Source organism: Pseudomonas sp. BMS12 (assembly GCF_001592875.1).
In the GTDB taxonomy this organism is placed as follows: Bacteria; Pseudomonadota; Gammaproteobacteria; order Pseudomonadales; family Pseudomonadaceae; genus Aquipseudomonas.
On sequence record NZ_LSOF01000030.1, the window covers coordinates 26,984 to 39,987 of the forward strand.

The 13,004-nt window shown below is 66.2% G+C and carries 16 protein-coding genes; 12 read left to right on the forward strand and 4 right to left on the reverse strand.

What is annotated here, in order from left to right; all coding sequences use genetic code 11:
• The first annotated feature begins 247 nt into the window (after positions 1-247).
• The gene (locus AYB31_RS20400; RefSeq protein ID WP_068830840.1) at positions 248-1,051 is read left to right on the forward strand and encodes an ABC transporter permease; all 804 of its coding nucleotides are present in this window, start codon (positions 248-250) and stop codon (positions 1,049-1,051) included.
• Positions 1,039-1,872 (forward strand): ABC transporter ATP-binding protein, encoded by an 834-nt coding sequence (locus AYB31_RS20405; RefSeq protein WP_068830841.1) that lies wholly within the window; start codon positions 1,039-1,041, stop codon positions 1,870-1,872. Before AYB31_RS20400 ends, AYB31_RS20405 begins: the two co-directional genes overlap by 13 nt.
• A gap of 46 nt (positions 1,873-1,918) precedes the next feature.
• On the opposite strand, the gene AYB31_RS20410 is transcribed toward AYB31_RS20405, so the two are convergent.
• Together AYB31_RS20410 and AYB31_RS20415 are read right to left on the reverse strand one after the other, a co-directional pair.
• Complete coding sequence (locus AYB31_RS20410; RefSeq protein ID WP_068830842.1) at positions 1,919-3,034, reverse strand: DmpA family aminopeptidase; 1,116 nt, start codon at positions 3,032-3,034, stop codon at positions 1,919-1,921.
• 70 nt (positions 3,035-3,104) lie between these two features.
• On the reverse strand, positions 3,105-4,205 hold the full coding sequence (locus AYB31_RS20415; protein ID WP_068830843.1) for a polyamine ABC transporter substrate-binding protein: 1,101 nt from the start codon (positions 4,203-4,205) through the stop codon (positions 3,105-3,107).
• A 107-nt stretch (positions 4,206-4,312) separates the two neighbouring features.
• Here AYB31_RS20415 and AYB31_RS20420 point away from each other — a divergent pair, with 107 nt between their 5' ends.
• The 9 genes from AYB31_RS20420 (at position 4,313) to AYB31_RS20455 (ending at position 10,875) form a co-directional block, all read left to right on the forward strand.
• Positions 4,313-5,095: a helix-turn-helix transcriptional regulator gene (locus AYB31_RS20420; protein ID WP_068830844.1), complete on the forward strand. Its 783-nt coding sequence runs from the start codon at positions 4,313-4,315 to the stop codon at positions 5,093-5,095.
• Between the two features lie 120 nt (positions 5,096-5,215).
• Positions 5,216-6,451, forward strand: a complete 1,236-nt coding sequence (locus AYB31_RS20425) for an RNA polymerase sigma factor (protein ID WP_068830845.1) — start codon at positions 5,216-5,218, stop codon at positions 6,449-6,451.
• An 87-nt stretch (positions 6,452-6,538) separates the two neighbouring features.
• Positions 6,539-6,889 carry a YciI family protein gene (locus tag AYB31_RS20430; RefSeq protein WP_068830846.1) on the forward strand — a complete coding sequence of 117 codons (351 nt, stop codon included), beginning with the start codon at positions 6,539-6,541 and terminating at the stop codon, positions 6,887-6,889.
• Between the two features lie 4 nt (positions 6,890-6,893).
• A complete protein-coding gene (locus tag AYB31_RS22135) occupies positions 6,894-7,016 on the forward strand; it encodes a hypothetical protein (RefSeq protein ID WP_269085737.1) in 123 nt (40 codons plus the stop codon).
• Positions 7,006-7,779 carry a DUF899 domain-containing protein gene (locus AYB31_RS20435; protein WP_068830847.1) on the forward strand — a complete coding sequence of 258 codons (774 nt, stop codon included), beginning with the start codon at positions 7,006-7,008 and terminating at the stop codon, positions 7,777-7,779. Before AYB31_RS22135 ends, AYB31_RS20435 begins: the two co-directional genes overlap by 11 nt.
• Before the next feature lie 17 nt (positions 7,780-7,796).
• Positions 7,797-8,225, forward strand: coding sequence for a YybH family protein (locus AYB31_RS20440; RefSeq protein WP_068830848.1), 429 nt, complete (start codon positions 7,797-7,799; stop codon positions 8,223-8,225).
• 230 nt (positions 8,226-8,455) lie between these two features.
• Complete coding sequence (locus tag AYB31_RS20445; RefSeq protein WP_068830849.1) at positions 8,456-8,980, forward strand: SRPBCC family protein; 525 nt, start codon at positions 8,456-8,458, stop codon at positions 8,978-8,980.
• A 204-nt stretch (positions 8,981-9,184) separates the two neighbouring features.
• A complete protein-coding gene (locus AYB31_RS20450; protein ID WP_068830850.1) occupies positions 9,185-10,117 on the forward strand; it encodes an ABC transporter ATP-binding protein in 933 nt (310 codons plus the stop codon).
• Positions 10,114-10,875: an ABC transporter permease gene (locus AYB31_RS20455; protein ID WP_068830851.1), complete on the forward strand. Its 762-nt coding sequence runs from the start codon at positions 10,114-10,116 to the stop codon at positions 10,873-10,875. Before AYB31_RS20450 ends, AYB31_RS20455 begins: the two co-directional genes overlap by 4 nt.
• 57 nt (positions 10,876-10,932) lie before the next feature.
• Here AYB31_RS20455 and AYB31_RS20460 read toward each other — a convergent pair whose 3' ends face one another.
• A complete protein-coding gene (locus AYB31_RS20460) occupies positions 10,933-11,352 on the reverse strand; it encodes a VOC family protein (protein ID WP_068830852.1) in 420 nt (139 codons plus the stop codon).
• A 58-nt stretch (positions 11,353-11,410) separates the two neighbouring features.
• Here AYB31_RS20460 and AYB31_RS20465 point away from each other — a divergent pair, with 58 nt between their 5' ends.
• The gene (locus tag AYB31_RS20465) at positions 11,411-11,713 is read left to right on the forward strand and encodes a putative quinol monooxygenase (protein WP_068830853.1); all 303 of its coding nucleotides are present in this window, start codon (positions 11,411-11,413) and stop codon (positions 11,711-11,713) included.
• A 7-nt stretch (positions 11,714-11,720) separates the two neighbouring features.
• Here AYB31_RS20465 and AYB31_RS20470 read toward each other — a convergent pair whose 3' ends face one another.
• A complete protein-coding gene (locus AYB31_RS20470) occupies positions 11,721-12,977 on the reverse strand; it encodes a Zn-dependent hydrolase (RefSeq protein ID WP_068830854.1) in 1,257 nt (418 codons plus the stop codon).
• Between the last annotated feature and the right edge of the window lie 27 nt (positions 12,978-13,004).

Consider the following 13,004-nt stretch of genomic DNA (forward strand, 5'->3'; position numbering starts at 1 on the left):
CGGCTACTGACTCTTCGGCCCGGCCCCCGGTTGTTAGGGAAGCACGGAGCAACCGTCATTCCGAATCGTCGGACCGCCGCGTAGGCGGGAATCCAGATGCTCCGTGGCACCTGGGCTCCCGCCTATGCGGGAGCGACGGTAAATGAGTTGTTCGGCGTTTGCCTGGTTCGAGAAGTCATGAAGTACCCGCGCCGCCGCACCCTTCGAGGTGTGCGGCGGATATTCCCGCTGTCGATGTGGAGGTCTCATGGCCACGCAAAAATTCTGGCTGCAACGCTGCCTGACCCCGAAGGTCGAGCTGCCCGGCCGACTCATTCTGGGCGCCAGCACTCTCTGCTGGTTGTTGGTGATCGGCCTGTGGGCCGGCCTCTCCTACGGCGGCGTGGTGCCGTCGATGTTCCTGCCGACTCCCGGCGACGTACTGAGCGCCGCCGTGCGCCTGGCCGGTGACGGCACCCTGGGCAAGCACGTGTGGGCCAGCATCGAGGTGGTGCTGATCGGTTTCATCGTCTCGTCGCTGATCGCCGTGCCGCTGGGCCTGCTGATGGGCAGCTTCCGCATCGTCCAGGCCTTCATCGAGCCGCTGGTCAACTTCATCCGCTACCTGCCGGTGACCTCCTTCGTGCCGCTGTTCATCCTGTGGATCGGCATCGGCCTGGAGCAGCGCGTGGCGGTGATCATCTTCGGCGTGTTCTTCCAGCAGCTGGTGATGATCGCCGACGTCTCCAAGGGCGTGTCCAAGGACCTGATCAACGCCAGCTACACCCTCGGCGCCAGCCGCCGCGACGTGATCTTGCACGTACTCGGCCCGGCCTCGCTGCCCGGCGTGCTGGATACCCTGCGCGTGACCATGGGCTGGGCCTGGACCTACCTGGTGGTGGCCGAGCTGGTCGCTGCATCGAGTGGCCTCGGTTACATCAGCCTCAAGGCCATGCGCGGCTTCCAGGTCGACGTGATCTTCCTGGCCATCGCCATCATCGGCTTGCTCGGTCTGGTGACCGACCAGCTGTTCCGTCTGCTTCGACTGAGGATTGCCGCATGGGCGCAGTAGCCAGCAAACCCCATCTTCTGCCGGTGCAGGAATCGCCCACCAGTGCCGCGGCGCGGCTCAAGGTCGAGAACGTCAGCCTGCGCTATCAGTCGCCCGACGGTAAGACCTTCACCGCGCTGGACAACGTCTCCTTCGAGGTTCCGGACCAGCAGTTCGCCGTGATTGTCGGCCCGTCCGGCTGCGGCAAGTCGAGCCTGCTGTACCTCACCGCCGGCCTGGCCGAACCCAGCGACGGCGCCATCCATGTCGGTGGGCAGAAGGTCGAAGGGCCGGGCGCCGACCGTGGCATGGTGTTCCAGAGCTACACCCTGTTCCCCTGGCTGACGGTGCGGCAGAACATCGAATTCGGTCTCAAGCGGCGCAAGCTGCCGGCCAACGAGATCCGTTCCATCGTCGACTTCTACCTGGGTGAAGTGGGCCTGGCCAAGTTCGCCGAGCATTATCCCAAGCAGCTTTCCGGCGGCATGATGCAGCGCGTGGCCATCGCCCGGGCGCTGGCCAACGACCCGCAGATCCTGCTGATGGACGAGCCGTTCGGCGCGCTGGACAGTCAGACCCGCCTGCAGATGCAGCAACTGTTGTTGCAGGTCTGGGGCCACAGCAAGAAGACCGTGGTGTTCGTCACCCACGACATCGACGAGGCCATCCTGCTGGCCGACCGCATCTACGTGATGGGCGCGCGGCCCGGGCGGATCAAGGAAGTGCTGGACGTCCCCATCGAACGCCCGCGCAACCTCGATGTGGTCATGGAGCCCGAGTTCATCCGCATGAAGCGCCACATCCTCGGCCTGTTGCACGACGACCTGGCCGAGGTGCACTGAACGGGCCGCGCCACCGGCCGGGACGGTCTGAGCGCGGTCCATGGGCTCAGCGTGCGCCGGGCCAGCCGGCCTGGCGCAGTGCGTCAAGCAGCGCCGCGCCGCTCAGCGCCGGTACCTCGTGGCCGTTGCCCTGGGTGTCGCTGGCCGCCAGCAGTGCATTGACGATGGCTTCCTCCACCGCTTCGGCGGCGGCCAGGAACAGCTCGCTGAGGTGATCGTTGTTGACCATCTGCAGCGTGCTGGTGAACTCACCCTTGCGCGCATAGTCTGCCGGGCGCAGGGCATCGTTGCCGGTGGCGAAGGCGATGAAGATGTCGCCGCTGCTGTCCTCGGTCCCCCCGCCGGTGCGGGCGATGCCGATGCTGGCGCGCTGTGCCAGGCGGGTGCACTGATGCGGCAGCAGCGGGGCATCGGTGGCCAGGCAGACCACGATCGAACCCATGCCGGGATGCGGCAATGCTGCCGCGGCAAAGGGCGATGCGCCCTGTTTCAGATAACGTCCCACCGGATAGCCGTCGACCCGCAGCTCGCGCCGCTTGCCATGATTGGCCTGGACGATGGCCCCCACCGTCCAGCCGCCCTGGTCCGCATGCAGGCGGCGCGAGGCGGTGCCGCTGCCGCCCTTGAACTCGTGGCAGATCATGCCGGTGCCGCCACCGACCGCACCTTCCGCCACTGCACCGCCGCGAGCCGCTTGTTGCGCGGCGGCGACATGCTCGGCGTTGACGTGAAAGCCATTGATGTCGTTGAGCAGGCCATCGAAGGTCTCCATCACCACCGGCATGCTCCAGTACAGGCGCTCGTCGTCACCCGCCGCTGCACGCTCCAGGGCGATCAGCGCATCGCGCACGGTGCCGATGCTGTGGGTGTTGGTGAAGGCGATCGGGCTGGCCAGCAGGCCGGCTTCGCGGACCCACTCCAGGCCCGTGGCATCGCCGTTACCGTTGAGTACATGCACGCCGGCGAAGCAGGGTTGCTGGCTGGCCGCACCGGCGCGCGGCTCGATCAGGGTGACGCCGGTGTTGATGTGCTTGCCGCTGGCTGCCGTGCCCTGCACGGTGGCGTGACCGACGCGCACGCCGGGTACGTCGGTGATGGCGTTGAGCGGGCCGGGTTGCAGCTGGCCGAAGGTGATTCCCAGGTCGCGGGCACGTGGTTTCATACACAAACTCTCTGGCAGTTGGGGCTTAAGGCGCAGGCCCAATGGACACTGCGCACGCATGGCAGGGGCCTTATTGGCCGCTTTTGATGGCGCTCCACGCACGCGTGCGGACGCGCTCGATGGCATGGCTTTGCGGCTGCAGGATGAACAGCTTGGCGATCTGCTCATCGCTGGGGTAGATCCCCGGGTTGTCGCGGACTGCGGCGGCAAGCAGGGCGGTGGCGTCCTGGTTGGCATTGGCCGTCAGGACCCAATCGGTAGCGGTGGCGACCACTTCGGGGCGCAGCAGGTAGTTGATGAAACTCAGGCCCTGCGCCGGGTGCTGGCTGTCCTTGACCATCACCAGGTTGTCGACCCACAACGGGGCGCCTTCGATCGGGATGCTGTATTCCACGTGGACACCCTTGCCGGCTTCGTCGGCGGCCTGCTTCGCGCTGTGCACCGTGCCAGACCAGGCGATGGCCAGGCAGACATCGCCGTTGCTCAGATCGCTCTGGATCTTCGACGAGTCGAAGTAGGTGATATAGGGGCGCAGCTTGAGCATCAGCGCCTGGGCCTTCTTGTAGTCATCTGGGTTGCTGCTGTTGGGCGGCAGGCCGAGGTAGTGCAGGGCAATCGGCATGATCTCGGCGGGGGCGTCGAGCATGGCGACACCGCATTGGCTGAGCTTGGCGAGGTTTTCTTCCTTGAACAGCAGGTCCCAGGAATTCACCGGTGCGTCTTCACCGAGGGCGGCCTTGACCTTGTCGACGTTGTAGCCGAGGCCATCGGTTCCCCACAGGTAAGGCACGGCGTAGAGGTTGTCGGGGTCATTGGCGCGTAGCTTCTCCAGCAGCAGCGGGCTGAGGTGCTTGAGGTTGGGCAACTGACTGCGATCGAGCTTCTGGATCGCGCCGGCCTTGATCAGCCCGGGCAGGATGAAGTTGCTGGCCACCACCACGTCGTAGCCGCTGTGCCCGGTGAGCATCTTGGCTTCCAGGACTTCGCCACTGTCGAAGGTGTCGTAGACCGGCAGGATGCCGGTGTCGCGCTGGAAGTCCTTGAGGGTGGTCGGGCCGATGTAGTCGTACCAGTTGTACACGTGCACGCTGGGGGCATCGGCGGCGCTGGCCAGGCCGGCATGCAGGCTGGTGACCAGGGCGAGGTTGAGCAAGGCGGGGCGGCGAAGCATGATGGGGCTCTCCTGCGACGGGACGGCTGTCGTCCGGGTAGGGTCAGACTAGGGCGCCCTGTTGCGCCTACCAATTCCCATCAAGGGTTACTCGAAAGGGGTAGTGCGTGGATGCGTTGTTGAAGGAGTTGCCGATCCACCAGCGTCTGGCCGGGGTCTTCGCGGCGATCGGCACGGACGCTTTCTGGCGCGGCCTGGTAGACACCCTGCGTCTGCTGTTGCCGGTCGACAATGCCCTGGTGGTACTGATGCAGCGCGAGCGGGCGCCTCTGCTGCTGGCCGACTTCGACTTCAGCGGACGTGACGAGGGCGATGAGCTCAACGACTACGGCGCCGGCATGTACCTGCTCGACCCTTTCCACCAGGCGGCCTGCGCCGGTATCGCCGACGGTGTGCACTGGCTGGAAACACTGGCGCCGGACCAGTTTCGCCAGAGCGAGTACTACCTGAGCTATTTCCAGCGCGTCGTGGGCTGCGAGGAAGTGCAGTTCATGCTCAACCACCAGGGTGCGGTGCTGGGCCTGTCGCTGGGCAGTCACAGCCCCTGGTCGGCGGAGCAGTGCGGGGCACTGCTGTGCGTACGTGACTGGGTACTGGCAGCGATGCGCCGGCATCTGCAACTGCAGGGTATCGAGGCGCCGGCAGCGGAGGGGCTGCTGGCAGCGCGCGTGGAGCACTTTACGGCGGGGTTGTCGGAGCGCGAGAGCGAGACCGCGCGGTTGATCCTGCAGGGCTTTTCGAGCAAGGCCATCGCCCAGCGCCTGGGAATCTCCCCGGAAACGGTGAAAGTGCATCGACGCAACCTCTATCACAAGCTCAATGTGGCCAGCCACGCCGAGCTGTTCGCGCTGTTTCTGCAGCAGGGCGAGCAGGACTTCAAGCCGCTCTGAACAGGCGTCGGGCGGGGCTGGGAACCGCCCGTCAGTCTCGGCCATCTTGGTTCACGGCTTGGGTAGGCTTGGCTGAGCTACAGTAGTCTGTCGCCCGCCCGAGCTCGCACGAGAACACCGATGGACCTGTCCGCAAAGCAATTGGAACTGCACCTGGCGCGCCTTTACCGCGAGGAATCGCGGCGGGTGCTGGCCACCCTGATTCGCCTGCTGGGCGATTTCGACCTGGCCGAGGAGGCCCTGCACGAGGCTTTTCGTGCCGCCCTGGAACAGTGGCCGGAGCAGGGCGTGCCGGCCAACCCGCGGGCCTGGCTGGTGTCCGCCGGGCGCTTCAAGGCCATCGACCAGTTGCGTCGCCAGGCGCGTTTCCAGGCGCTGGACGAAAACGCCGAGTTTGCCGGCGAGGAGGCCTGGGATGGCGAACACCTGGAAGACGACCGCCTGCGCCTGGTCTTCACCTGCTGCCACCCGGCGCTGGCGTCCGATGCTCAGGTGGCGCTGACCCTGCGCGAAGTCTGCGACCTCACCACCGAGGCGATCGCCAGCGCCTTCCTGGCCACGCCCTCGACCATCGCCCAGCGCATCGTGCGGGCCAAGAACAAGATCCGTGATGCGCGCATCCCCTACGAGGTGCCGGGTCGCCGCGAGCTGCCCGAGCGCCTGGAATCGGTGCTGCGGGTGGTCTACCTGGTGTTCAACGAAGGCTATTTCGCCAGCAGTGGCGATGCACTGACCCGCCAGCACCTGAGCGCCGAAGCCATCCGCCTCGGCCGCCTGCTCTGTGAGCTGTTGCCCGAGGCCGAGGTGCGCGGGCTGCTGGCGCTGATGCTGCTGCACGAGTCGCGCCGCGCCGCGCGCAGCGACGCCGAGGGCATGCCGATCCTGCTGGAAGAGCAGGATCGTTCCTTGTGGGACCGCACGCTGATCGCCGAAGGCGAGGCGCAGGTGCAGGCCGCTTTCGCCTCCGGCGAGATCGGCCCCTACAGCCTGCAGGCGGCCATCGCTGCCGTGCATGCCGAGGCGGCGAGCGTCGAGGCCACCGACTGGGCGCAGATCGTCGGCCTGTACGAGGTGCTGCTGGCCAGCAACCCGTCGCCGGTGATCGAGCTCAACCGCGCCGTGGCTCTGGCCATGCGTGATGGCGCCGAGGCCGGGCTGCGCCAGGTGGAGGCCATACTCGAGCGCGGTGAACTGGCCGACTACCACCTGGCGCACGCCGCCCGTGCCGACCTCAACCGCCGCCTGGGGCGCTGGAGCCAGGCGCGCGGCGCCTACCAGCGTGCGCTGGAACTGAGCCAGCAGGGCATGGATCGGCAGTTCCTCGAACGCCGCCTGGCCGAGTTGCCGCTCGCCTGAAATTTTTTTCGCGGCGTTGTCGATTCGCCGAGACGCCGTTCGACCACTGGGTAAGGCAGCCCGTCACGCTGCCAGGGAGAGCCACCGATGAAATACCTGTGCCTGATCTACAGCGACGAAAACGCCCTGCACAACTCGCCGGACAGCCCGCACGACGGCGAGTGCTACGACTACTTCCTGAGTGTGCAGCAGAGCGGCCGCATGCTCGCCGCCGAGCCGCTGGAACCGGTCGCCACGGCCACCACGGTGCGCGTGCGCGGCGGCAAGCTGAGCATCACCGACGGCCCCTTCGCCGAAACCAAGGAGCAGCTGGCGGGCTTCTATCTGATCGAGGCACGTGACCTCAACGAGGCGCTGCAGATCGCCGGCGGCATTCCCGCCGCACGGGTCGGCAGCGTTGAAGTGCGGCCGGTGCGCGAGCTGCAACTGGAGGGCTGAGGTCATGTGCCCATTCTGTCTGGCCGCCCTGGCCCTGGGCGGCGCCAGCGTCGCCGGTGCCGGCGGTCTCGGCCTGTGGCTCGGCTGCCGCCGCGCCGCCACAAGGAGAAACAGCGATGAAGCCTGATTACCCGCAAGTCGCCAGCCGCGAGCAGTGGCTGGCCGCCCGTCTGCAGCTGCTGGAGCAGGAGAAGGCCCTGACCCGCCAGCGCGATGCGCTCAACGCCCAGCGCCGCGCCTTGCCGATGGTGGAAGTCGAGGCGGACTACCGCTTCACCGGCCCCGAGGGCGAGGTCGGCCTGGCCGAACTGTTCGCCGGCCGCAGCCAGCTGATCGTCTACCACTTCATGTACCACCGCGACAAAGGCGCGGGCTGCCCCGGTTGCTCGTTCCTCGCCGACAACATTGGTCACCTGGCCCATCTGCACGCCCGCGACACCAGCCTGGTTCTGGTTTCCAACGCGCCACTGGCGGAGCTGGAGGCGTTCAAGCGGCGCATGGGCTGGAACCTGCCCTGGTACTCCTCGTTCGGCAGTCGCTTCAACTACGACTTCCACGTGACCATCGACGCCAGCCAGGCACCGGTCGAGTACAACTACCAGGATGAGGCCGAGCTCAAGCGCATGGGGCGGCTGGACATGGTCAAGGGCGAGCTGCCCGGTGCCAGCGTGTTCCTGCGCGACGGCGCGCGCGTATTCCACACCTATTCCACCTACGCCCGTGGCCTGGACATGCTGATGAACGCCTACCACTACCTCGACCTCACACCTTTCGGGCGTGGCGAGGGCTGGGGCGGCATGGCCAACCTGCAGGGCAAGGGCATGAACTGGACGCGCCTGCACGACCAGTACGAAAACGCGCCGGCAGCCAAGCACGATTGCTGCGCCTGAGCGCTAGGAGAGCATCCATGAACAGCGCAAACAGCGAACTGAAAGCCCTGGTCGACAGCTGGGAGGCGGCCAACCGCGCCCGCGATGTCGACGCCATCCTCGACCACTATGCCGACGACCTGGTCGCCTTCGATGCCATCCTGCAACTGCAGTTCAAGGGGCGCGAAGTCTACAAGGCGCACTGGAAGAGCTGCCTGGAGATGTGTGGCGGCCCCATGACGTTCGAGGTGCACCAGTTGCAGCAGTGGGGCGAGGGCGACGTGGGTTTCGGCCACTTCCTCTGCCATTGCGGCGGCACCGATACCGAAGGCATTACGCACAACTGCTGGATGCGCGTGACCCAGGGCTACCGGCGCATCGGTGGGCGGTGGCGCATCGTCCATGACCACTTCTCCGCGCCATTCGACCCGGAGAGCGGCCAGGCGCTGTTCGAGTTGCAACCCTGACGGAGTGGGCTCTGTGGGAGCGGCTTTAGCCGCGATGAGATCGACGGAAGAGCATCGCGGCTAAAGCGGATGGCCGCCCCGCCGTTCCCACGGTGTTCGGCGTCAGTACCTGCTGGGTGCGGGGCGGCTATCCGCCTTGGCCGCGACCTAGGCAACTAAGAAGCTTTGCGGGCGAGGTTTAGGCTCCGGACGCTCCATTGGAGACAACCACAATGCAAGGAAGGAAAAGCATGACCATTCTGATGATCCTGGTGCTACTGGTCGCCGGTCTGGCGGTTTTCATCGCTACCCGGCCGGACGAGTTTCGCGTCGAACGCTCGACACTGATCCAGGCCCCAGCCGAGGGGGTGTTCGCCAAGGTCAACGACTTCCGTCAGTGGCCACAGTGGTCGCCCTGGGCCAAGCGCGACCCGGCCATGCAGGTCGCCTACGCGGGCGCCGAGCAGGGCGTCGGTGCCACCCAGCGCTGGGCCGGCAACAAGGAAGTGGGCAAGGGCAGCGCGACCATCATCGACAGCGTGCCGGCCGAGCGGGTGGCTATCCAGTTGGAGTTCATCGAGCCGTTTCAGGCCAGCAACATCGCCGAGTTCCGCTTCCAGCCCGAAGCCGGCGGCACCCGGGTGAGCTGGAGCATGAGCGGGCGCAACGGCTTCATGGGCAAGGCCATGGGCCTGATCTTCAACATGGACAAGATGGTGGGCGGCGACTTCGACAAGGGCCTGGCCAGCCTCAAGGCGCTGGCGGAAGCCGGGTAGGCGCGGCATCCCCTCTCATGTGGAAGCGGCTGGCTGCAGAGCATCGCGGCTGAAGCCGCTCCCACAAGCTAGCCCCAGGGCTACAGAGGCCGTTGCAGGGCTCCGATCTTGTTAAGAACCGCCTGACCAAAGCGTCAGCCTTGCGAGCGGAGCCGGCGCTTCCTGCTCTACAATCGGCGTTTTCCGTCAGACCAAGGAGCAGCCGTGCACTCGGTAATCGCGGTCGAGAATCTGAGCAAAACCTACAAGTCCGGCCATCCGGCCCTGCAGAACATCAACCTGGACATTCGCCAGGGCGAGATATTCGCCTTGCTCGGGCCCAATGGCGCCGGCAAGACCACCCTGATCAGCATCATCTGCGGCATCGTCAATCCGGGCGAGGGCAAGGTGCGCGTGGCCGGGCATGACATCAAGTCCGCCTACCGCGCGGCGCGCTCGGCCATCGGCCTGGTGCCGCAGGAGCTGGTCAACGACGTGTTCGAAACCGTGTGGGCCACGGTGCGCTTCAGCCGTGGACTGTTCGGCAAGAAGCCGGACGATGCCTATCTGGAACGCCTGCTCAAGGATCTGTCGCTGTGGGACAAGCGCGAGGCCAAGATCTTCGAACTGTCCGGCGGCATGAAGCGCAGGGTGATGATCGCCAAGGCGCTTTCCCACGAGCCGCAGATCCTGTTTCTCGACGAGCCCACTGCCGGGGTCGACGTCGAGCTGCGCCGCGACATGTGGAACATGGTGCGCCAGCTGCGCGAGCGTGGCGTGACCATCATCCTCACCACCCACTACATCGAAGAAGCCGAGGAGATGGCCGACCGCATCGGCGTGATCCGCAAGGGCGAGATTCTGCTGGTGGAAGACAAGCAGACCCTGATGCATCGCCTCGGCAAGAAGCAGCTCCTGCTGCAGCTCAAGCAGCCGCTGGCCTGCGTGCCGGCCGAGCTGGAGAGCTACGGCCTGGAACTGGTCGACGAGGGTCATGCGCTGGTGTTCACCTTCGACGCCCAGCGCGAGCACACCGGCATCGCCGAGCTGCTCAAGGAGCTGGCCCAGCACGGCATCGACTTCAAGGACCTGCAGTCCAGCGAGAGCTCGCTGGAAGACATCTTCGTCAGCCTGGTGCACGAGAAGGAACGCGCATGAACCTGCAAGCCATCAAGTCCATCTATCTGTTCGAGCTGCACCGCACCTGGCGCACCCTGCTGCAGAGCATCGCCACCCCGGTGATCTCCACCTCGCTGTACTTCGTGGTGTTCGGCTCGGCCATCGGTTCGAGCATGACCGAGGTGCACGGCGTCAGCTACGGCGCCTTCATCGTGCCGGGCCTGATCATGCTGGCGCTGCTCACCGAGAGCATCGGCAACGCCTCGTTCGGCATCTACATGCCCAAGTACTCGGGCACCATCTACGAGTTGCTGTCGGCGCCGGTGTCGTTCTTCGAGATCCTGGTCGGCTACGTCGGCGCGGCGGCGACCAAGTCGGTGATCCTCGGCCTGATCATCTTCCTCACCTCGCGGCTGTTCGTCGACTTCGAGGTGGCCCACCCGGTCTGGGCGCTGGCGCTGCTGATCCTCACCGCCATCACCTTCTGCCTGTTCGGCTTCATCATCGGCGTGTGGGCCGATGGCTGGGAGAAGCTGCAGGTGGTGCCTGCGCTGATCGTCACCCCGCTGGCCTTCCTCGGCGGCAGCTTCTACTCGATCAGCATGCTGCCGGAGCTGTGGCAGAAGCTGACCCTGTTCAACCCGGTGGTGTACCTGATCAGTGCGTTCCGCTGGGCCTTCTTCGGCGTGGCCGACGTTAGCCTCGGCCTGAGCCTGGGGATGATCTTCGGCTTCCTGCTGGCCTGCGTGGCGGTGGTCAGCTGGATCTTCAAGACCGGCTATCGCCTGCGCCAGTGATCGCCGTTACCGAGCTGGCCTGTAGTGGCCAGCTCCCATACGCCAGGCAAGCTGGCGTCAAACGCCCTGCGGTGCGCTGAAGCGCTGCCCGGAAATCGCCGGGTGATAGATCGGCTGGATCTTGTTCCCCGCCGGGTCCAGCAGGTGGAAGCTGTGGGCGCCGTCGCCATGGGCGAACGGGCGGTCGAGCAGGGTCACCCCGCATTCCTTGAAATAGGCATACCAGGCGTGCAGCTCGTCGAGGCTGTCGACCACGAAACCATAGTGGTCGACCACCTGCACGCCGCTGCTCGGCGCAAAGGCGCGGCCCAGTGACAGGTTGTCGTTGCCGCAGGTCAGGTACACCAGGTCCTCGTTGGCGCGGTTGAGCACCTGCATGCCCAGCACGTCGACATAGAAGCGCTCGCACGCCTCCAGGTTGGGCACGAGGATCGCCACATGGCGCAGGCCGTTGAGTCTTCCGGGGCGGTTGGGCATCATGACTCTCCAATTTTGTATACAAAATAAAGTCGATATTCGTACAAAAGGAGAGATCATGTACAGCATCCTGCTCAAGACCCGCCTGCGTCCCGGCAGCCTCGACGCCTTCATGGACGCCATGCGCGTCAACGCCGCCGCCTCGGTGCGCGACGAACCGGGCTGCCTGGCCTTCGATGTGCTGCGCGACCGCCACGAGGCGGATCTGGTCTGGCTGTACGAGGTGTACACCGACGAAGCCGCGCTGGATGCCCATATGCAAACCCCGCACTTCCTGGCCAGCCGGCCCCTGGTGGAGCCGCTGATCCTGGAACAGCAGGTGATCGAGGCGGACGTGCTGGCCTTCAACCCGCGCGGTTGAGCAGCGTTCAGCCGGCGCTGCGCAGCATGGCGCGCAGCAGCACTTCGCAGCCGGCGCCAAGGTGCTCGGGGTCGGCGTTCTCGATCTCGTTGTGGCTGATGCCGCCTTCGCAGGGCACGAAGATCATCCCGGCTGGCGCCAGCTCGGCGAGGAAGATGGCGTCGTGGCCGGCGCCGCTGACGATGTCCATGTGCGACAGGCCGACCTCGGCGGCCGATTGGCGCACCGCCTCGACGCATTCGCCGTTGAAGTACAGCGGCGGGAAGTCGGCGGTAGGCGTCAGCTCGTAGCTCAGGCCGTGGCGCGCGCAGCTGGCCTCGATGACCTGGCGGATCTCGCCGACCATGTCGTCCAGTTGGGCCGGGTCGAGGTGGCGCATGTCCAGGGTCATCCACACTTCGCCGGGAATCACGTTGCGCGAGCCGGGGCGCAGGTTGAGGCAGCCGACCGTACCGCAGGCGTGCGGCTGGTGGCTGTGAGCGATGCGGTTGAGCGCGCTGACGATTTCCGCGGCGCCAACCAGGGCGTCCTTGCGCAGGTGCATCGGCGTGGGGCCAGCATGGGCCTCGACGCCGCACAGGTGCAGGTCGAACCATTTCTGCCCCAGTGCGCCGAGCACCACGCCGATGGTCTTGGCCTGGTCTTCGAGGATCGGCCCCTGCTCGATATGCGCCTCGTAGTAGGCGCCTACGGCATGGCCGCTGGGCTCGCGCGATCCGGCGTAGCCGATGGCCTGCAGCGCCTCGCCGACCGTGGTGCCGTCGGCATCGCGAATGGCCAGGGTCTCGGCCAGGCTGAATTTCTCGGCGAACACGCCGGAGCCCATCATGCACGGGGCGAAGCGCGAGCCTTCCTCGTTGGTCCACACCACCACTTCCAGCGGCGCTTCGGTCTGCACATCGAGGTCGTTGAGGGTGCGCAGCACTTCCAGGCCGGCCATCACGCCGAAGCAGCCGTCGAACTTGCCGCCGGTGGGTTGGGTGTCGATGTGGCTGCCGGTCATCACCGGGGCCAGCGCCGGATTGCGCCCGGCGCGGCGGGCGAAGATGTTGCCGATGGCGTCGACGCTGACCGTGCAGCCGGCGGCTTCGCACCAGCGCACGAACAGGTCGCGGGCCTGGCTGTCGAGGTCGGTCAGGGCCAGGCGGCACACGCCGCCCTTGGCGGTGGCGCCGAGCTGGGCCAGGTCCATCAGCGATTGCCACAGGCGTGCGCTGTCGATATGCCGGGCAGGGCTGCCCAGCACGCTGTCGAGTGTGTTCATGGTCGCTCTCCGAGAAGCCGGCGCCGA